Here is an 18,917-nt window from a genome sequence, read left to right as displayed (position 1 = left end):
AGTGAGACTTTAGCGGATTCCTCGCTCCCGAGCTAATCGGGGGCTGCGTCCTTTCGAACGCGGATTCCTCATTCCGTAAATACGCATACCAATGACACGACAGCAGAGCGACGGATCGACTGCTCGTCGGAAGTGTTGTACTCGCGGAATGGCTGTCCGGGGACCGACCGAGGTCGGCGCTCACGTCGGACAACTCGGAGAACACTACGTACCCGTCTGAGGCGTGTCAACTCGGGTCCTCGACCGCACCCCGAAGGCGTACTCTGAGGACGTGACTACGCGTACGTGTACCCAGCTGTGGTGGGCCGCCTGACGGCGGCCGTACTCACGTATGCACTCAACGGCCGCCGCCTCGGCGGCCGTTCTCGTATCTCCCTCCGGGAGGGTCGGCCGGCCGGTGCGGCGGTCCCGACCAGGAGGTGGAGAGATGACGCGGGTCTTCAGTGGGGTCAAGCCGACCGGGCATCTGACGCTGGGGAACTACCTCGGGGCCATGCGGCGGTGGGTGGAGGCGGACCAGCACCGGGCGGACGCGCTGTTCTGCATCGTCGATCTGCATGCGCTGACCGTGGAGCACGATCCGGCGCGGGTGCGCAGGCTGAGTCGGCAGGCAGCGACGTTGTTGCTGGCGGCGGGGCTGGATCCGGAGCGGTGCACCGTCTTCGTACAGAGTCATGTCGATGAGCACGCGCGGCTGTCGTACCTGCTGGAGTGCGTGGCGACCGACGGAGAGATGCGGCGGATGATCCAGTACAAGGAGAAGACCGCGCGGGAGCGGGCGCGGGGTCGGAGTGTGCGGCTGTCGCTGCTGACGTATCCCGTGCTGATGGCGGCGGACATCCTGGCGTATGGGGCCGACGAGGTGCCTGTGGGGGATGACCAGGCGCAGCATGTGGAGCTGACGCGGGATCTGGCGGTGCGGTTCAACCAGCGGTACGGGCATACGTTCGTGGTGCCTCGGAGCACACGTCCGGGGGTGGCGGCGCGGGTGATGAACCTGCAGGAGCCGACGTCGAAGATGGGGAAGAGCGACGACGTCGGGCCGGGGATCGTCTATCTGCTCGATGAGCCGGACGTGGTGCGCAAGAAGGTCATGCGGGCGGTGACCGACAGCGGGCGGGATGTCGTGTACGACCGGGAGGGGCGGCCCGGGGTCGCGAATCTGCTGGAGATTCTGGCGGCGTGCACGGGTGGGAACCCATCGGGCCTGAGCGGTGTATATGAGTCGTACGGCGCCTTGAAGAAGGACACCGCAGAGGCCGTGGTCGAGGTCTTGAAGCCCGTGCAGGAGAGGCACAGGGAGCTGTGCGCGGATCCTGGCTATGTGGAGGGGGTGCTGCGGGATGGTGCGGAGAGGGCGCGGGCGATGGCTCGGCCGGTGGTGGATGCCGCCTATCGCGCGATCGGTTTGCTTCCGGCTGCTTCCGACGGTGAGGGCGCTGATACGGGTGCCGTGCTGAACGCCGCTCGGTAGGCGCGTGAGGGGCGGGGTGACCCGCCCCTTCCCCGGGGCAGGCGTGGGTCAGCTGTTGTTGCCGGAGGCGAGTTCGCGGCTGCGGTCGCGGGCGGCTTCGAGGGCGGCGATGAGGGCGGCTCGTACGCCGTGGTTCTCGAGTTCGCGGATGGCGTTGATGGTGGTGCCGGCGGGGGACGTGACGTTCTCGCGGAGCTTGACCGGGTGTTCGCCGCTGTCGCGGAGCATGGTGGCCGCGCCGATCGCGGACTGGACGATGAGGTCGTGGGCCTTGTCGCGGGGCAGGCCGAGCAGGATGCCGGCGTCGGTCATGGCTTCGACCAGGTAGAAGAAGTACGCCGGGCCGGAGCCGGAGAGGGCCGTGCAGGCGTCCTGCTGGGACTCGGGGACGCGGAGCGTCTTGCCGACGGCGCCGAAGATCTCCTCGGCGTGGGCGAGGTCCGCTTCGCTGGCGTGGGTGCCGGCGGAGATGACGGACATGGCCTCGTCGACGAGGGCGGGGGTGTTCGTCATGACGCGGACGACCGGGGTGCCGACGGCGAGGCGCGCTTCGAGGGAGGCGGTCGTGATGCCTGCCATGCCGCTGATGACCAGGCGGTCGGCGGGGACGTGGGGGGCGAGTTCGTCGAGGAGGCTGCCCATGTCCTGCGGTTTGACCGTGAGGATCAGGGTGTCGGCGGTCTTCGCGGCTTCCGGGTTGGTGACCGGGGTGACTCCGTAGCGGGTGCGGAGTTCTTCGGCCCGCTCGGGGCGGCGGGCGGTGACCAGGAGGTCGGCGGGGGTCCAGCCGGCGCGGATCATTCCGCTGAGCAGGGCTTCGCCGATCTTGCCGGTGCCGAGGACTGCGACTTTCTGGGTCATGGTGCGGGGCCCTCCGGGGGTTGCGTCGTCCGGATTCATCCTCGCACCGGGTGCAGGGAACAGGCTCGGTTGTCCGGTGGGCGGGACGTGGCTCGCCCGGTGGGTCAGGTGGTTCGGCGCCGTAGTGTCGCCGCGCCGAGGGTGAGGACCAGGAGGGCGCAGCCCGCGACGATCAGGGCGTCGCGGATGAAGTTGGCCGTCATGTCGGTGTGCTTGAGGACTTCGTTCATGCCGTCGACGGCGTAGGACATGGGGAGGACGTTGGAGATGGCCTCCAGGACGGGGTGCATGTTGTCGCGCGGGGTGAAGAGGCCGCAGAGGAGGAGCTGGGGGAAGATCACTGCCGGCATGAACTGGACCGCCTGGAATTCCGAGGCGGCGAAGGCCGAGACGAAGAGACCGAGGGCTGTGCCGAGGAGCGCGTCGAGCAGGGCCACCAGCAGGAGCAGCCAGGGGGAGCCGGTGACGTCGAGGCCGAGGAGCCAGAGGGCGAGTCCCGTGGCGAGGGCGGATTGGATGATCGCGAGTGTGCCGAAGGCGAGGGCGTAGCCGGCGATCAGGTCGCCCTTGCCGAGGGGCATGGCGAGGAGGCGTTCGAGGGTGCCCGAGGTGCGTTCGCGCAGGGTGGCGATGGAGGTCACCAGGAACATCGTGATGAGGGGGAAGATGCCCAGGAGGGAGGCGCCGATGTTGTCGAAGGTGCGCGGGCTGCCGTCGAAGACGTAGCGCAGCAGGAGCAGCATCAGGCAGGGGACGAGAAGCATCAGCGCGATGGTGCGCGGGTCGTGGCGGAGCTGGCGCAGGACCCGGGCGGCGGTCGCGGCGGTGCGGGATGCGTTCAGGACGCTGGTGGGGGCGGGGGTGGTCGCCGTGGTCGTGGTCATCGGGTCGTCTCCTTGTTGCGGGCCGCGGCGCTCGCCTCGTCCACGAGGTGCAGGAACGCGGCTTCGACCGTCTGGGCACCGGTTCGGGCGCGCAGGGCGTCCGGGGTGTCGTCGGCGAGGATCTCGCCCTCGCGCATGAGGAGGAGGCGGTGGCAGCGCTCGGCCTCGTCCATGACGTGGGAGGAGATGAGGAGGGTGGCGCCGCGGTCGGCGGCGATGGCGTGGAAGAGGTGCCACAGGTCGCGGCGGAGGACGGGGTCGAGGCCGACGGTGGGTTCGTCGAGGACCAGGAGTTCGGGAGTGCCGAGGAGGGCGACGGCGAGGGAGACGCGGCTGCGCTGGCCGCCGGAGAGGTTGCCGGCCAGGGCGTCGGCGTGGCTGGTGAGGTCGACGTCGGCGAGGACGCGGTCGATGTCGTGGCGGCGGTCGGCGGCCATGGGGGTCCCCCCGCGTGGGCCCTTTCGGGCGTGGGGGAGGCCGGGGTCGAGTATCGCGGCGAAGTAGTCGAGGTTCTGACGGACGGTGAGGTCGTCGTAGACGGAGGGGGCCTGGGTGACGTAGCCGATGCGGGTGCGCAGGGTGCGGTGGCCGGCGGGCCGGCCGAGGACGTCGAGGGTTCCGGTGACCTTGGCCTGGGTGCCGACGATGGCGCGCATGAGGGTGGACTTGCCGCAGCCGGAGGGGCCGAGGAGGCCGGTGATCTGGCCGCGCGGGACGGTGAAGTTCAGTGCGCGCAGGACCGTGCGGGGGCCGCGGACGACGGTGAGGCCCTCAGCGCGGATGGCGGGGGTCTGGGTGGTTCCGGGTGCGGATTGCCTGCCCGTGTCGGGTGGACCGGCGGAGTAATTCATCATGCGATGAATAATCCTCCTGGGGTCCGGGTGGAGTCAAGTGGCGGGCGCACGGCGGCACAGGCCGTTGTGCGTGGGCGGAGGTGAAGGTGGGACTCGTACTCGCCGTGGCGAAGGCCGCGTGGAGGAGGCGAGCCATGTGCGGGTGGAAACCGAGGATCTCGGGAACGCGGGAATCGTCGTACCGGTGCTGGGGCGTGCGAAGTTTCTGCGGTTGCCCGGGTTGCTGGACGCGTTGGAGGTGTGGAGGTGCTGCCGCTTGGACCGCCGGGTGCGGCTGGAGGTGAGCGGGGTGGGGTCAGGGGGCGGTGGCGACCAGGAGGTCCACGTCGTAGACCTCGTCGACGTGTCCGTCCGGGAAGACCCGCAGGAGGTGGCGTCGCTCCTCGGTGAGGAAGGCCGCGCTGCGGTCCGCGCCGTTGACCAGCAGGATCGAGTGGCTGGCGAGGTTGGCGAGGTGGGTGTCGAGCGGGACGCGGCGGCTCCAGCGGACGACTCGGCGGGCGTAGTCGGGGGTCGGGACAGCGCGCGCGGAGGGGTCCGTGCCGGAGTTCGGGGTGTCCGGGTGGACCGCGAGTGGGTCGCCGTAGTGCTGCCTGATCCGTTCCGCCTGGGCGGCGACCCAGGGGACGCCCTCGGCGTCGCGGTTCCACCACAGCGCCAGTGCGCCGCCCGGCCGTAGTACGCGGAAGGCCTCCGGGAGCGCGCGGTTGGGGTCGGTCCAGTGCCAGGCCTGTGCGTAGGTGACGAAGTCGGCGCATGCGTCGGTGAGGGGGAGGGCGTTGCCGTCGCCTCGGACGATCGGGATGCCGGGGCGGGTGCGGTGGAAGTGGGCGGACATGCCGTCCCCGGGCTCGACGCCCACCACGTCGGCGCCCCGGTCGTGCAGCAGGGCGGTGGCTATGCCCGTACCGGCGCCGACGTCCACGACACGCGCACCGGCGAGGCGCCGCCCGGCCAGTTCCTCGATCGCGTCGAAGAGGGCGGGCGGGTAGGAGGGGCGGTTCGCGGCGTACTGGGCCGCGACGGCGTTGAAGGAGTGAGCGCGGGACGGGTGGGAGGAGGGAGGGGGATCGGGCGTCGTCGAGGTGGCCATGGGGACATGGTGGCCGGGGGAGGTGGGGGTTGACAGGGGTTTTGGGCGGCAGGGCCGTCGGGCCTCGTCAGGACGCCGGGTAACCGTCCCGTCCCGGTGCGGGGCACTCCGGGCACGCCTCATGGCTCAGCCGCGGTGGCGCCTCTTCGCGGGGTTGCCGGTGCGGCGGGCGGTGCGTTTCTTGTGGTCGTGGAGGGCCGTTTCGTATTCCTCGCGGTGGAGTTTTTCGCCGGGGGCCTCGATGAGGGAGCGGAAGAAGTAGGCGAGGAGGGAGCCGACGAAGCCGATGGCGAGCAGGCCGCGGAGGGCGGACTGGCGGTCGGGGTCGTGGCGCTTGGTGAAGCCTTCCCAGGTGTGCCGGAAGGCGAGCGAGCTGCACACCGCGAACATGACGACGACCAGAAGCGGGACGAAGCTGCCTGTCTCGGCGAGTTGGATGCCCTCGTAGGCGAAGCGGAGCGTCAGGCAGGCGGCCGCGGCCGCGGCGAGGGAGCCCACGGACGCGGCGATGCGGCGGGCGGTGTAGCCGTGGTCGTGGTCGACCCAGGTCGTGCCGAAGAAGCGGAGGGGTTCGGGGCGGGGCCCGCCGCCCGTGGGCCGGTCCGGGGTGCCGTTCTGGTCGTCGCTCACGGGTCGATTATGGCTGCCGGGTGGGCGAGGGGCGCCAGGTCGTGATCAGGAGCAGCGCGGGGCGACGTAGCCGTCGCTGCCGGTCCTGACGTAGGCGTCGGAGACGTACTGGGAGTTGGCGATGCAGTCCCAGATGTTGGAGGTGCCGTAGGGGCCCGTGATGGTCTCGCCGGGGCGCTGGCAGTAGATCGGGACGGTGGTGCCCTCGGGCAGGACGCGGACGATGCGGTAGTTGGTGCCGGGACCGCTGCGGACGTTGAGCCGGACGCCGGGGGCGATCGGGTAGGTGCGGACTCGCGGCGCGGCCGCCGCTGTCGCGCTCAGCGTCTCAGTCTCCGTCTCCGTGACCGTCTCCGGCGCGGCCTCCGCCGTCGCAGACGCATCCGCCGTCGCCGTCGCCGTCGCGGCGAGCGTCTCCGTCTCGGGCTCCGCGATCGCCGTCGGTGCGGTCTCCTGCTCGCCCGCGCCCGAGATCTCGATGTTCTCCGTGGCCATGTCGGCCTCCCCCCGTTTGGAATGCCTGTGAACTGTTCACGCCAAAATTGTCTGGCGCACCGAGGCTAGCAAGCCACGGGGGTTTCGCACGCAGCATCGACTAGGCTCAGCGCGTCGCGCGTGCGGACGGACATCCGGGGGTGAGAGATGCCGCCATGGCGCAGCACCGATGCGGATGCGGAAGCGGAATCGCAGCGGTACGCCGGACAGTATCTGCTGGAGGCACGGCTCGGGTCCGGCGGCATGGGCGTGGTCCATCTGGCGCGGTCGACCTCGGGGTTGCGTCTGGCCGTGAAGGTGGTGCACGCGGAGTTCGCGCAGGACCCCGAGTTCCGGGGGCGTTTCCGGCAGGAGGTCGGGGCGGCCCGGCGGGTCAGCGGTGCGTTCACCGCGCCCGTCGTCGACGCCGATCCGGATGCCGAGCGGCCGTGGATGGCGACGCTGTTCATCCCCGGGCCGACCCTCTCCGAGTATGTGAAGCGGAATGGCGCGCTGCCTCCCGCCCGGCTGCGGCAGTTGATGGCGGGGCTGGCGGAGGCGCTGCGGGACATCCACCGGGCCGGAGTCGTGCACCGCGACCTCAAGCCCAGCAATGTGCTGCTCGCCGAGGACGGGCCGAAAGTCATCGACTTCGGCATTTCCCGCCCCTCGGACAGCGAGCTGCGCACCGAGACCGGCAAGCTGATCGGCACGCCGCCGTTCATGGCGCCGGAGCAGTTCCGCAGGCCGCGGGATGTCGGGCCGGCCGCGGATGTGTTCGCGCTCGGGTCGGTCATCGTGCACGCGGCGACGGGCAGCGGGCCGTTCGACTCCGACAGCCCGTACTTGGTGGCGTATCAGGTCGTCCACGAAGAGGCGGACTTGACAGGCGTACCGCAGGAACTCGCGCCGCTCGTCGCCCGTTGTCTTGCCAAGGAGCCGGAGGACCGGCCCACCCCGGACGAGCTGATGGCGGAGCTGCGGTCGCTGTCGGCGTCGTACGACACGCAGGCCTTCATCCCCGAACAGCGCACGGGCGAGCAGTCGTTCGATCTCGATCCCCACGGCAAGCGTCCCGGCGACGACCGGCCCACCCACCGGCGGCGCCGGGTGCCCGCTGCCCCGGCCGCCGCCGCTACGGACGCCGCCGCTACGGACGCCGCCGCCGCGGACGTACCGGCGAAGAGGCGGCCCAAGCGGCGGCGACGGTGGGTGGCGGTCGTCGCCGGGGCCGCCGTGCTCGCGCTCGGGGCCGGGGCCCTCGTGCTGGCCGGGACCGAGGGGACCGAGGTGCCCGCCGGGCAGGCGCAGGCCCAGCGGTTCCGGGCCTGGGACGTGGAGCTGAGCGCGCGGGGCGTCGAGGCGAGCGGGATGCCGCAGTGCGCATACGGGGGCGGCACGCTGTACTGCACCCGCCCCGGCGTCCTGGCCGCCGCAGTCGATCCGCTCGACGGGAAGGTGAAGTGGGCGCGGGCGGGCGCGGACCAGCGCGCCGACGGAAACGTTCAGCCGCCCGTGCTGGCGGGCGGCCTGCTGCACGTCGTCGCCGAGGGCAGCCGGCGCCTCGTCGCGCTCGACCCGGCGACCGGCCAGACCCGTTGGACCCAGGACATCGCCCGCTACGACGGCCGGATCGCGCACGTCGGCGGCGTCGTTCTGCTCACCGGCCCCGACTCGACGGTCACCGCGCTGGACGCGGCCACCGGCGAATGGAAGTGGCGGCACAAGGTCACCGGGCTCACCCAGCCGGTGTTCCAGTCGTACGGCGGACGGGTCGCGTACGCCGTGAACGCGGACGGCGCCGGGACGCGGGTCACCGCCGTGGACCCGGAGACCGGCGGCGTGCGGTGGCAGCGGCGGCTGGCGGGGGCGCTGAGTCTGGTGGGCGCGCGGGAGGGCGTGCTGTGGTTCACGTCGACCTCCGCGTCGTACGCGGACACGGACGCCGTCGTGCGGTACGACGCCGCGCGGGACAGCCGGCGCCGGGTCGCCCTGCGCTTCCCGGTGGCGGGGGCGCAGGCGGTCGTGGCCCGGGAGACGGTGTATCTGCTGGGCGCCGACGGGGCGCTGACCGCGGTGGACACGGGGAGCGCGGAGCAGCGGTGGCGGCTGCAGACGTCCGTCAGCTTCCCGTCGGCGCCGGTCGTGGCCGGGGAGCGGCTGTACTTCAGCGCCGGGGACGGGCGGGTCGTCGCCGTCGACACCGGCAAGGGGGCGTTGCTGGGGCAGACGGACGCGCGGCCCGGGACGGCGCGCGGGTCGGTGGTGTCGGGGTTGCCGTCGCCGGTGGCGGCGGACGGGAAGGTGTTCGCGGGGGCGCCGGACGGGGTGTTGTTCGGGGTGGATGGGGGCGATGGGGCGGGGTGGTGAGCCCCTCGGGCGAAAGGGGCCGCACCCGTCACAGGCGGCCCCAATCGCTCGCACGCCTCGCCCAGCAGCCGAGGCCGACTTCAACCCGAGCCCGACCCAACAGCCGAGCCCGACCCAGCAGCCGAGGCCGACCCCAGCCCGAGCCCGGCCCAGCTACCGGCTTCAGCCCAGCTTGCTCACGTCCCGCACCGCGCCCTTGTCCGCGCTGGTCGCCATCGCGGCGTAGGCGCGCAGGGCGGCGGACACCTTGCGGTCGCGGTTCTTGGGGGCGTACACCCCGTTCAACGCCTCTTCCCGGCGCGCCAGTTCCGCATCGTCGACGAGCAGGTCGATCGAGCGGTTCGGGATGTCGATGCGGATGCGGTCGCCGTCCTCGACGAGGGCGATGGTGCCGCCGGAGGCCGCCTCGGGGGACGCGTGGCCGATCGAGAGGCCCGACGTGCCGCCGGAGAAGCGGCCGTCCGTGATCAGCGCGCAGGTCTTGCCCAGGCCGCGGCCCTTGAGGAAGGACGTCGGGTAGAGCATCTCCTGCATACCGGGGCCGCCCTTGGGGCCCTCGTACCGGATGACGACGACATCGCCGTCGGTCACCTGCTTGTTGAGGATCTTCTCGACGGCCTCTTCCTGCGACTCGCAGACGACCGCCGGGCCCTCGAAGGTCCAGATCGACTCGTCGACACCGGCGGTCTTCACCACGCAGCCGTCGACGGCGAGGTTGCCCTTGAGGACCGCCAGGCCGCCGTCCTTGCTGTACGCGTGTTCGGCGGAGCGGATGCAGCCGCCCTCGGCGTCGTCGTCCAGCGCCTCCCAGCGCTCGGACTGGGAGAAGGCCTCGGCCGACCGCACGCACCCCGGAGCCGCGTGCCACAGCTCGACGGCCTGCGGCGACGGGGAGCCGCCGCGCACGTCCCAGGTCTTGAGCCAGTCGGCCAGCGACGGGCTGTGGACGGCGTGCACGTCCTCGTTGAGCAGGCCCGCGCGGTGCAGTTCGCCGAGCAGGGCGGGGATGCCGCCGGCGCGGTGCACGTCCTCCATGTAGTACGTGCGGTCCTTGGCGACGTTGGGCGCGACCTTCGCCAGGCACGGCACGCGGCGCGAGACGGCGTCGATCTGCTCCAGGCCGAAGGGAACACCGGCCTCCTGGGCGGCGGCCAGCAGGTGCAGGATCGTGTTGGTGGAGCCGCCCATCGCGATGTCCAGGGCCATCGCGTTCTCGAAGGCGGCGAAGGTGGCGATGGAGCGGGGCAGGACCGTGTCGTCGTCCTGCTCGTAGTAGCGCCGGGTCAGGTCCATGACCGTGCGGGCGGCGTCGACGTAGAGCTGCTTGCGCGCGGTGTGGGTGGCGAGGACCGAGCCGTTGCCGGGGAGGGAGAGGCCGATGGCCTCGGTCAGGCAGTTCATCGAGTTGGCGGTGAACATGCCGGAGCAGGAGCCGCAGGTCGGACAGGCGTTCTCCTCGATACGGAGGATGTCCTCGTCCGAGATCTTGTCGTTCACGGCGTCGGAGATCGCGTCGACCAGGTCGAGGGTGCGGACCGTGCCGTCGACCAGCGTGGCGCGGCCGGACTCCATCGGGCCGCCGGAGACGAAGACCGTGGGGATGTCGAGGCGGAGCGCCGCGTTCAGCATGCCCGGGGTGATCTTGTCGCAGTTGGAGATGCAGACCAGGGCATCGGCACAGTGCGCCTCGACCATGTACTCCACGCTGTCCGCGATCAGGTCGCGGGAGGGCAGGCTGTAGAGCATGCCGCCGTGGCCCATCGCGATGCCGTCGTCGACGGCGATCGTGTTGAACTCGCGGGGGATGCCGCCCGCCTCCTTGATCGCCTCGCTGACGATCCGGCCGACCGGCTGCAGGTGGGTGTGGCCCGGCACGAACTCCGTGAAGCTGTTGGCGACCGCGATGATGGGCTTGCGGCCGATGTCCGCACCGGGTACACCGGAGGCGCGCATAAGGGCGCGGGCGCCCGCCATGTTGCGGCCGTGGGTGACTGTGCGGGACCTCAGCTCGGGCATCGTCGCTCGCTCCTTCGGAGAAATCTGACTGCTACGAGCCTACGCCGGTGCTCCAAGGGATGGACACAGTGTCCGGAATGCGGGATGTGTGTCTCAAGGGGCTCGGGTCAGGGGCTCGGGTCAGGCACTCGGGCCAGGGGCTCGGGTCGATGTCAGGGACCGGTCAGGTGACCCTGTACGACCGGTGCGACGCGCCTGATGATCACTTCCACGTCGGCCGAGGCCAGCGGCTCCAGCTTGATCACGTACCGCATGATGGCCACCCCGACCAGTTGTGCGGCCGCCAGCTCGGCGCGCAGCTCGGCGTCGGGCAGGCCGAGCTGCGAGGCGACCCTGCGCAGCAGCTGGGCGGCGACGAGACGGCGGAAGACGGAGGCCGCCACCTCGTTGGTCACGGCGGACCGTACGACGGCGAGGAGCGGGGTGCGGGTGACGGGGTTCTCCCAGATGCCGAACAGGAACCGGGCGAACCGCTCGCCGACCCCCTCGGCCGGTCCCTCGAAGATCACGTCCGGCGCCTTCAGCGCCGGCGCGAAGACCGCCTCCAGCGCCTCCTGGAAGACCTGCTCCTTGGTGCCGAAGTAGTGATGCACCAGCGCCGAGTCCACGCCGGCCGCCTTGGCGATGCCGCGCACGGACGTCTTCTCGTAGCCCCGCTCGGAGAACTCCTCGCGGGCCGCGGCGAGGATGCGGTCGCGGGTGTCGGCGGACTCCGTACGAGGGGGCCTGCCGCGCCTGCGGGCGCTCGCGCCGGTCATCGCCGGGGCACCTTCACGGAGGAGGCCAGGTGGAGCCGGGTGAAGGCCAGGGCCTCGGCGAGGTCGGCCTCGCGCTCGGCGCTGGACATGGCGCGGCGGGTGTTGACCTCGATGACGACATGGCCGTCGAAACCGCTCAGGGCGAGACGTTCCAGCAGCTCGGCGCAGGGCTGGGTGCCGCGGCCCGGGACCAGGTGCTCGTCCTTGTTGGAGGCGCTGCCGTCGGCGAGGTGGACGTGGCCGAGGCGGTCGCCCATGCGGTCGATCATCTGCAGGGCGTCGGTGCGGGCGGTCGCGGTGTGGCTGAGGTCGATCGTGAAGTGCCGGTAGTCGTCCTTGGTGACGTCCCAGTCGGGGGCGTACGCGAGCATCTCGCGGTCGCGGTAGCGCCAGGGGTACATGTTCTCGACGGCGAACCGCACATCCGTCTCGTTCGCCATCCGCCAGATCCCGGCGACGAAGTCGCGCGCGTACTGGCGCTGCCAGCGGAACGGAGGGTGGACGACCACCGTGGTGGCGCCGAGCTTCTCGGCCGCCGCCCGGGCTCGCTGGAGCTTGGCCCAGGGGTCGGTGGACCAGACGCGCTGCGTGATGAGCAGGCAGGGGGCGTGCACGGCGAGGATCGGGATCTGGTGGAAGTCGCTGAGCCGGCGCAGGGCCTCGATGTCCTGGCTGACGGGTTCGTTCCACACCATGACCTCGACGCCGTCGTACCCGAGGCGTGCGGCGATCTCGAAGGCGGTCGCCGTCGACTCCGGATAGACGGAGGCCGTCGAGAGGGCGACCTTCGCATCCGGGATGCGTACGACTGGGTTTGCCACGGAGACAGGGTACGTGGGTCTGCGGGGTGGGCCGGGGTTGGTGTGCGCCTATTCACCGTTGGTCTCTGTCACCGTGGGCGGGTGCGGGGTGTCGTGGGCTGGTCGCGCCCACGCGGCGCAGCCGCACATCGATACCGCCCCGCGCCCCTTACCGGCGTTAATCCGACCCCATGTGATCCAGTCGACGCAGGATGATCCCCTCCCTCAAGGCCCACGGGCAGATCTCCACCGTCTCCACCCCGAACAGGTCCATCGCCGCCTCCGCCACCAGCGCCCCCGCGAGGAGCTGGCCCGCTCGGGCCTCCGAGACGCCGGGGAGTTCGGCGCGCTCCGCCGCGGTCATGCCGGAGAGGCGGGGGACCCAGCCCTCCAGGGACTGCAGCTTGAGTTCGCGCTGGACGTAGAGGCCCTCGGCGGAGCGGGCGGCGCCGCAGATGCGGGCGAGCTGCTTGAAGGTCTTGGAGGTGGCGACCACGTGGTCGGGGGCGCCGAAGCGGGTGAACTCCCCCACCGTGCGCGCGATCTCGGCGCGGACGTGGCGGCGCAGTGTTCGTATGTCGTCGGTGGCGGGCGGGTCGGCGGGCAGCCAGGCGGAGGTGAGCCGGCCGGCGCCGAGGGGCAGCGAGACGGCCGCGTCGGGCTCCTCGTCGATGCCGTACGCGATCTCCAGGGAGCCGCCGCCGATGTCCAGGACGAGCAGCTTGCCCGCCGACCAGCCGAACCAGCGGCGGACGGCGAGGAAGGTGAGCCGGGCCTCCTCGGGGCCGGTGAGGACCTGGAGGGCGACGCCGGTTTCCTGCTGCACGCGCGCGAGGACGTCGTCGGCGTTGGTGGCCTCGCGCACGGCGGAGGTGGCGAACGGCAGAAGTTCCTCGACGCCCTTGTCCTCGGCGGCCTGGAGCGCGTCATGGATGACCGCGATCAGCTTGTCGACCCCCTCGGGGCCGATGGCACCGGCCTCGTCGAGGAGTTGGGCGAGGCGCAGTTCCGCCTTGTGCGAGTGCGCGGGCAGCGGGCGCGCGCCGGGGTGTGCGTCCACCACCAGCAGATGCACCGTGTTGCTTCCCACGTCGAGGACACCGAGTCTCATGTACGGAACGCTACTGCCAGCCGTTCTGTGCGCCGCCCCCGAGGCGGTCCCGGGACCGGCCGCGGGCGACTTACCCTGGACGGGTGCCAAAGTCGAAAAACGCGAAGACCGACAAGACCGATAAAGCAGACAAGACAGGCAAGAAGGCCGAATCGGCCAAGGGTTCTTCCCAGGGTTCTTCGCAGGCGAAAGCACCGAAGAAGTCGCAGCAGGCCCCGGCCGTCCCGGCAGCCGACGAGAAGGGCCTCGACTTCCCGCGCGCGTGGGTGGAGTTCCCGGATCCGGCGGACGACGAGCAGGTGTTCCGCTGCGATCTGACATGGCTCACCTCTCGCTGGAACTGCATCTTCGGCAGCGGTTGCCAGGGCATCCAGGCGGGCCGCGCGGACGACGGGTGCTGCACGCTGGGTGCCCACTTCTCCGACGAGGACGACGAGCAGCGGGTCGCCGGGCATGTGGGGAGGCTCACGCCGGAGATCTGGCAGAACCACGCCGAGGGCACCCGGAACGGCTGGGTCTCGAAGGACGACGAGGGCTCCCGGCAGACGCGGCCCTACCAGGGCTCGTGCATCTTCCAGAACCGGCCCGGCTTCGCGGGCGGCGCGGGCTGCTCGCTGCACATCCTCGCCGTGCGGGAGGGCCGCGAGCCGCTGGAGACCAAGCCGGACGTGTGCTGGCAGTTGCCGATCCGGCGCACATACGACTGGATCGACCGGCCCGACGACACGCGTGTGCTGCAGATCTCGATCGGTGAGTACGACCGCCGGGGCTGGGGTCCGGGCGGCCACGACCTGCACTGGTGGTGCACGTCGGCGACCTCGGCGCACGGCGCGGGCGACCCGGTGTACGTCTCCTACCGGGCGGAGCTGACGGAGCTGATGGGCAAGGCGGGGTACGACCGTCTGGTGGAGCTCTGCGAGCAGCGGCTGTCGTCGCAGCTGCCCCTGCTGGCGCCGCATCCGGCGGATCCCTTGGACTGACGCGGCGGCACGGCGAGGTCCGGACAGCACGCCTAGGACGTGCCGGGGCCCGGGGTGCCGCTGTCGCCGGGCGGCGGCGTCGGGTTTCCCGGCGCGGACGGGCTGGAGGGGCTGGGGGTGGGCTCGGGGTCGGGCGGCGGTGTGGTCGGGTCGGTCGGCGTGGGATCGGGCGGGGCGGGGGTCGTGGGCGTCGGGTCCGGGCCGGGCGGGGGCGGGTGACCGGGGTCGCCCGGGGTGCTGGGCCGGGGGTCCGGAGCGGGGCCGGGGTCGGACGGGGTGGGTGCGCTGCCGTACCCCTGGATGGAGACGATCGCGCCGGCGGGTGAGATCGCGACCCGTGCGCTCCAGTACCCGGACGGCTCGCGCAGCTGGTCGACGTACACCTTGATCGTCAACGTCTCGCCCGGGCGGAGGGTTCCCGAGGACTGGCTCAGATAGAGCCAGGAGGCGCCCGTGCTCGCGGACCAGCGGACGGGGGCGGGTCCGGAGGCGGTGAGGGTGATGAGGGTGGTGTCGCCGGTGGTGTCGGCCGCCACCCGGAGCCGGCCCGCGCCCTTCTGGCCGGCGCCCGCGACGCTGATGACCTCCACCGACACGTCCGGCTGGTTGCCCTGGGAGAAACGGCCGCCGGGGCGGGTGCTGGCGTTGCCGGCGTTCTCGTAGCCGCCCTCCGCCGCCTCGCCGCCGAGGGCGCCGGGGCCGTCGTCCCGGCTCGCGGTGACCCCGCGGCCGTCCCCGCCCTCACCGGTGGTCGGCGCGCCCCGGTAGGCGGACCACAGGGCGAGCACCGGGGCGGCCACCACGGTGGCGACGACGGTCGTGGTGACGGCACGCGCGCGTAGGCGGTCTCTTCGGGCGGCGCGGTCCTTGGGGTCCATCGGAAAGCCGCGCCGGTCGAAGCGGGGCGCGGTGCCCCGCGCGCGCGGGTGGTGCGCCAAGGCCATGCGCAGGGCCGTGCGGGGCGCCTCCAGGACGGGCAGCTGGGCGGGGGTCGGGCCGGCGCCGGGCCAGCGGCCGGGGATCGCGCGCTCGGCGGTGCGGCGACAGCGGGGGCAGTCGTCGACGTGCCGGACCAGTTCCTTGCGCAGGGCGGTGCTGAGCACCAGCTGGTGGTCGCCGGTGAGGCGGGCGACGCTCGGACAGGCGCCGGTCTCGACGACGGCGAGGGCCGCACGCGTGCGTTCCACCTCGCAGGCGGCGGAGGCGAGCAGGTCGCGGGCGGCGGCGAGGTCCATGCCGAGGACGGCGGCGACCTCGTGGGCGGCCAGGTGGTGGCGCACGGCCAGTTCGAGCGCCTCGCGCTGCTCGGGGGTGGTGCCTGCGGCCTCCGGCCAGGCCAGCAGGGCGAGTTCGCGCCGGCGTTGCTCCTGCGCCTCCTCGGAGACGGGGGGTGCGACGGACGGCGCGCCGCGTTTTCGCTCGGTGCCGGGGCGGCCCGCCGCGTGGGTGGCCTGACGTTTCTGCTTGGCCTCGGCCAGCTTGCACAGGCACGCCCAGCGGGCCAGCGCGTACAGCCAGGCCCGGCGGTCACCGGCGGCCTCCGGGGCACGCTGGCCGCGGCGCTCGGCGAGCGCGAGGACCTCGCCCAGCGCGGCGGTGGCCGCGTCGTGGTCGCACAGCACGGACAGGCAGTACGTGAACAGACCATCCAGATACGGCTCGTAGTGCGCGGGCGGCCGCTGCACCATCGTGCGCGCCGCAGCGCGGTCACGCGCATCGCGGCGCGCACGATGGGCGCCGGTGGCGCGGGTCGTGGTGTCCGGGCTGCTGCTCATCACCCGAGCGACCGTAGGCGGCGGGGGATGGCGGCTTCTGCCCCGTTGAGCACTTTTAATCCGTACGGGTGAAACGATCCCTCATAAGGGGACAGGAACCTGTATTCCGTGGCCCGTCCGTGACGGGGCGGCCGGTTCGGGGCGCGTGCGGGCGCGCGGCCGGGCGCGAAGGGGGCATACAGCGCCGGTCACCCGGCTGTCAGTGGCGGGGGCTACGGTTTCGTCCATGGCTGCCCGTACGAAGACCACCAAGGACCGGCCGTCCTACCGCTGCACCGAATGCGGCTGGCAGACGGCCAAATGGCTCGGCCGCTGCCCCGAGTGCCAGGCATGGGGGACGATCGAGGAGTACGGCGCGCCCGCGGTGCGGACCACGGCGCCGGGGCGCGTCACGACGTCCGCGCTGCCCATCGGGCAGGTCGACGGACGGCAGGCGACCGCCCGTTCGACCGGCGTGCCGGAGCTGGACCGGGTGCTCGGCGGCGGCCTGGTGCCCGGCGCGGTGGTGCTGGTCGCGGGCGAGCCCGGCGTCGGCAAGTCGACGCTGCTGCTGGACGTGGCGGCCAAGTCGGCGAGCGACGAGCACCGCACCCTCTATGTGACCGGCGAGGAGTCGGCGAGCCAGGTCCGGCTGCGCGCCGACCGCATCCGCGCCATCGACGACCACCTCTATCTCGCCGCCGAGACCGATCTGGCCGCCATCCTCGGCCACTTGGACGCGGTGAAGCCGTCGCTGCTGATCCTGGACTCGGTGCAGACGGTCGCCTCCCCGGAGATCGACGGCGCTCCCGGCGGCATGGCCCAGGTCCGCGAGGTGGCCGGCGCCCTGATCCGCGCCTCGAAGGAACGCGGCATGTCGACGCTCCTGGTCGGCCATGTCACCAAGGACGGCGCGATCGCGGGCCCCCGCCTCCTGGAGCACCTCGTCGACGTCGTCCTGCACTTCGAGGGCGACCGGCACGCGCGCCTGCGCCTCGTACGAGGCGTCAAGAACCGTTATGGCGCGACCGACGAGGTCGGCTGCTTCGAGCTGCACGACGAGGGCATCACGGGCCTTGCGGACCCAAGCGGACTTTTCCTGACCCGTCGTGACGAACCGGTCCCGGGTACCTGTCTGACCGTGACCCTGGAGGGGCGCCGCCCGCTGGTGGCCGAGGTCCAGGCGCTCACGGTCGACTCCCAGATCCCCTCCCCGCGCCGTACGACGTCCGGGCTGGAGACCTCCCGCGTCTCGATGATGCTGGCTGTGCTGGAGCAGCGCGGCCGGATCAGCGCCCTGGGCAAACGGGACATCTACTCCGCGACGGTCGGCGGGGTGAAGCTCTCCGAGCCGGCCGCCGACCTCGCCGTCGCCCTCGCCCTGGCCTCCGCCGCCAGCGACACCCCGCTGCCGAAGAACCTCGTCGCGATCGGCGAGGTCGGCCTCGCGGGCGAGGTCAGACGGGTCACCGGCGTGCAGCGCAGGCTCGCGGAGGCGCACCGGCTCGGCTTCACGCACGCCCTCGTCCCGGGCGATGCGGGCAGGATCCCGGCCGGTATGAAGGTCCTGGAAGTCGCGGACATAGGGGACGCCCTGAGGGTGCTGCCCCGCTCCCGTCGCCGAGAGGCCCCCCGGGACGACGAGGACCGCCGGTAGACTTTGCCCTGGTCTCGCCCGTCCGTACGAACCGAGTGCGGATCCGGGAGCATCCCAGAACCTGCGACCGGAGGAGTGCAGTGGCAGCCAACGACCGGGCAGCAGCTCCCGGAAAGTCCGGTGGGAGTGCCGGTTCCGATGGCCTGATGCGCGCCTCGCTGAGCGCCGTGGCACCCGGCACGCCCCTGCGCGACGGCCTTGAGCGGGTCCTGCGCGGCAACACCGGCGGCCTGATCGTGCTCGGCTCCGACAAGACCGTCGAGGCCATGTGCACGGGTGGTTTCGTGCTGGACGTCGAGTTCACGGCGACCCGGCTGCGTGAGCTGTGCAAGCTGGACGGCGGCATCGTGCTCTCCGCCGACCTGTCGAAGATCCTCCGGGCGGGCGTCCAGCTGGTCCCCGACCCCACGATCCCGACCGAGGAGACCGGCACCCGGCACCGCACGGCCGACCGGGTCAGCAAGCAGGTGGGCTTCCCCGTTGTCTCGGTCTCCCAGTCCATGCGGCTGATCGCCCTCTACGTCGACGGCCAGCGCCGCGTCCTGGAGGACTCCGCGGCGATCCTGTCCCGCGCCAACCAGGCACTCGCCACCCTGGAGCGCTACAAGCTCCGCCTGGACGAGGTCGCGGGCACGCTGTCCGCGCTGGAGATCGAGGACCTGGTGACGGTCCGGGACGTCTCGGCGGTGGCGCAGCGGCTGGAGATGGTGCGCCGGATCGCGACCGAAATCGCCGAGTACGTGGTGGAACTGGGCACCGACGGGCGGCTGCTCGCGCTGCAGCTGGACGAGTTGATCGCGGGCGTGGAGCCCGAGCGCGAACTGGTCGTCCGGGACTACGTCCCCGAGCCCACCGCCAAGCGCTCCCGCACGGTGGACGAGGCGCTGGCCGAGCTGGACGCCCTCAGCCACGCCGAGCTGCTCGAACTGCCCACGGTGGCCCGGGCGCTGGGCTACACCGGCTCCCCCGAGGCCCTCGACTCCGCGGTCTCACCGCGCGGCTTCCGGCTGCTGGCCAAGGTGCCGCGCCTGCCGGGCGCCATCATCGACCGGCTGGTGGAGCACTTCGGCGGCCTGCAGAAGCTCCTCGCGGCGAGCGTCGACGACCTCCAGACGGTCGACGGCGTGGGCGAGGCCCGGGCACGCAGCGTGCGCGAGGGCCTGTCACGGCTGGCGGAGTCGTCGATCCTGGAGCGGTACGT

General features: G+C 72.1%; 16 protein-coding genes. 5 read left to right on the top strand and 11 right to left on the bottom strand.

Annotated elements, in window-relative coordinates; all coding sequences use genetic code 11:
• The first annotated feature begins 427 nt into the window (after positions 1-427).
• Positions 428-1,474 (top strand): tryptophan--tRNA ligase, encoded by a 1,047-nt coding sequence (gene trpS, locus KWI83_RS36915; protein WP_218518744.1) that lies wholly within the window; start codon positions 428-430, stop codon positions 1,472-1,474.
• 48 nt (positions 1,475-1,522) lie between these two features.
• Here trpS and proC read toward each other — a convergent pair whose 3' ends face one another.
• From proC to KWI83_RS39630, 6 genes are all read right to left on the bottom strand, one after another.
• On the bottom strand, positions 1,523-2,335 hold the full coding sequence (gene proC, locus KWI83_RS36910; RefSeq protein WP_218518743.1) for a pyrroline-5-carboxylate reductase: 813 nt from the start codon (positions 2,333-2,335) through the stop codon (positions 1,523-1,525).
• Positions 2,336-2,439: 104 nt separating this feature from the next.
• A complete protein-coding gene (locus tag KWI83_RS36905; protein ID WP_218518742.1) occupies positions 2,440-3,219 on the bottom strand; it encodes an ABC transporter permease in 780 nt (259 codons plus the stop codon).
• Entirely contained in the window at positions 3,216-4,073 is an 858-nt protein-coding gene (locus KWI83_RS36900) for an ABC transporter ATP-binding protein (protein ID WP_218518741.1), read from the bottom strand. Before KWI83_RS36900 ends, KWI83_RS36905 begins: the two co-directional genes overlap by 4 nt.
• 295 nt (positions 4,074-4,368) lie before the next feature.
• Positions 4,369-5,166, bottom strand: coding sequence for a class I SAM-dependent methyltransferase (locus tag KWI83_RS36895; RefSeq protein ID WP_218518740.1), 798 nt, complete (start codon positions 5,164-5,166; stop codon positions 4,369-4,371).
• A gap of 126 nt (positions 5,167-5,292) precedes the next feature.
• On the bottom strand, positions 5,293-5,796 hold the full coding sequence (locus KWI83_RS36890) for an EamA/RhaT family transporter (protein ID WP_218518739.1): 504 nt from the start codon (positions 5,794-5,796) through the stop codon (positions 5,293-5,295).
• 45 nt (positions 5,797-5,841) lie between these two features.
• A complete protein-coding gene (locus KWI83_RS39630; protein ID WP_256363346.1) occupies positions 5,842-6,120 on the bottom strand; it encodes an SH3 domain-containing protein in 279 nt (92 codons plus the stop codon).
• A gap of 318 nt (positions 6,121-6,438) precedes the next feature.
• Between KWI83_RS39630 and KWI83_RS36880 the strand changes: the two genes are divergently transcribed.
• Positions 6,439-8,640: a PQQ-binding-like beta-propeller repeat protein gene (locus KWI83_RS36880; protein WP_218518737.1), complete on the top strand. Its 2,202-nt coding sequence runs from the start codon at positions 6,439-6,441 to the stop codon at positions 8,638-8,640.
• A 162-nt stretch (positions 8,641-8,802) separates the two neighbouring features.
• On the opposite strand, the gene ilvD is transcribed toward KWI83_RS36880, so the two are convergent.
• The 4 genes from ilvD to KWI83_RS36860 all read right to left on the bottom strand — a co-directional run bounded on the left by ilvD (position 8,803) and on the right by KWI83_RS36860 (position 13,325).
• The gene (gene ilvD, locus KWI83_RS36875; RefSeq protein ID WP_218518736.1) at positions 8,803-10,656 is read right to left on the bottom strand and encodes a dihydroxy-acid dehydratase; all 1,854 of its coding nucleotides are present in this window, start codon (positions 10,654-10,656) and stop codon (positions 8,803-8,805) included.
• Between the two features lie 152 nt (positions 10,657-10,808).
• Positions 10,809-11,414 (bottom strand): TetR/AcrR family transcriptional regulator, encoded by a 606-nt coding sequence (locus KWI83_RS36870; protein ID WP_218518735.1) that lies wholly within the window; start codon positions 11,412-11,414, stop codon positions 10,809-10,811.
• On the bottom strand, positions 11,411-12,235 hold the full coding sequence (locus KWI83_RS36865; RefSeq protein WP_218518734.1) for a sugar phosphate isomerase/epimerase: 825 nt from the start codon (positions 12,233-12,235) through the stop codon (positions 11,411-11,413). The genes KWI83_RS36870 and KWI83_RS36865 overlap by 4 nt, the downstream gene beginning before the upstream one ends.
• Positions 12,236-12,392: 157 nt before the next feature.
• Complete coding sequence (locus KWI83_RS36860) at positions 12,393-13,325, bottom strand: Ppx/GppA phosphatase family protein (RefSeq protein ID WP_218518733.1); 933 nt, start codon at positions 13,323-13,325, stop codon at positions 12,393-12,395.
• Positions 13,326-13,408: 83 nt separating this feature from the next.
• Between KWI83_RS36860 and KWI83_RS36855 the strand changes: the two genes are divergently transcribed.
• Positions 13,409-14,305 (top strand): hypothetical protein, encoded by an 897-nt coding sequence (locus tag KWI83_RS36855; RefSeq protein WP_218518732.1) that lies wholly within the window; start codon positions 13,409-13,411, stop codon positions 14,303-14,305.
• 32 nt (positions 14,306-14,337) lie between these two features.
• Here KWI83_RS36855 and KWI83_RS36850 read toward each other — a convergent pair whose 3' ends face one another.
• The gene (locus tag KWI83_RS36850; RefSeq protein ID WP_218518731.1) at positions 14,338-16,083 is read right to left on the bottom strand and encodes a hypothetical protein; all 1,746 of its coding nucleotides are present in this window, start codon (positions 16,081-16,083) and stop codon (positions 14,338-14,340) included.
• Positions 16,084-16,306: 223 nt separating this feature from the next.
• On the opposite strand from KWI83_RS36850, the gene radA reads away from it, so the two are divergent.
• Positions 16,307-17,716: a DNA repair protein RadA gene (gene radA, locus KWI83_RS36845; RefSeq protein WP_218518730.1), complete on the top strand. Its 1,410-nt coding sequence runs from the start codon at positions 16,307-16,309 to the stop codon at positions 17,714-17,716.
• 80 nt (positions 17,717-17,796) lie between these two features.
• The coding region (gene disA, locus KWI83_RS36840; protein ID WP_218518729.1) for a DNA integrity scanning diadenylate cyclase DisA at positions 17,797-18,917 on the top strand (1,121 nt) is incomplete at its 3' end.

It is taken from the genome of Streptomyces sp. TRM70350 (assembly GCF_019219825.1).
Lineage (GTDB): Bacteria > Actinomycetota > Actinomycetes > Streptomycetales > Streptomycetaceae > Streptomyces.
Note: the sequence above shows the minus strand (reverse complement) of the source record. Positions and strands in the feature narration are given on the sequence as shown.

Excerpts from the sequence above, each read along its gene's own strand:
- trpS (WP_218518744.1), top strand. The coding sequence starts at position 428 with ATGACGCGGGTCTTCAGTGGGGTCAAGCCGACCGGGCATCTGACGCTG.
- proC (WP_218518743.1), bottom strand. The coding sequence starts at position 2,335 with ATGACCCAGAAAGTCGCAGTCCTCGGCACCGGCAAGATCGGCGAAGCC.
- KWI83_RS36905 (WP_218518742.1), bottom strand. The coding sequence starts at position 3,219 with ATGACCACGACCACGGCGACCACCCCCGCCCCCACCAGCGTCCTGAAC.
- KWI83_RS36900 (WP_218518741.1), bottom strand. The coding sequence starts at position 4,073 with ATGATGAATTACTCCGCCGGTCCACCCGACACGGGCAGGCAATCCGCA.
- KWI83_RS36895 (WP_218518740.1), bottom strand. The coding sequence starts at position 5,166 with ATGGCCACCTCGACGACGCCCGATCCCCCTCCCTCCTCCCACCCGTCC.
- KWI83_RS36880 (WP_218518737.1), top strand. The coding sequence starts at position 6,439 with ATGCCGCCATGGCGCAGCACCGATGCGGATGCGGAAGCGGAATCGCAG.
- ilvD (WP_218518736.1), bottom strand. The coding sequence starts at position 10,656 with ATGCCCGAGCTGAGGTCCCGCACAGTCACCCACGGCCGCAACATGGCG.
- KWI83_RS36870 (WP_218518735.1), bottom strand. The coding sequence starts at position 11,414 with ATGACCGGCGCGAGCGCCCGCAGGCGCGGCAGGCCCCCTCGTACGGAG.
- KWI83_RS36860 (WP_218518733.1), bottom strand. The coding sequence starts at position 13,325 with ATGAGACTCGGTGTCCTCGACGTGGGAAGCAACACGGTGCATCTGCTG.
- radA (WP_218518730.1), top strand. The coding sequence starts at position 16,307 with ATGGCTGCCCGTACGAAGACCACCAAGGACCGGCCGTCCTACCGCTGC.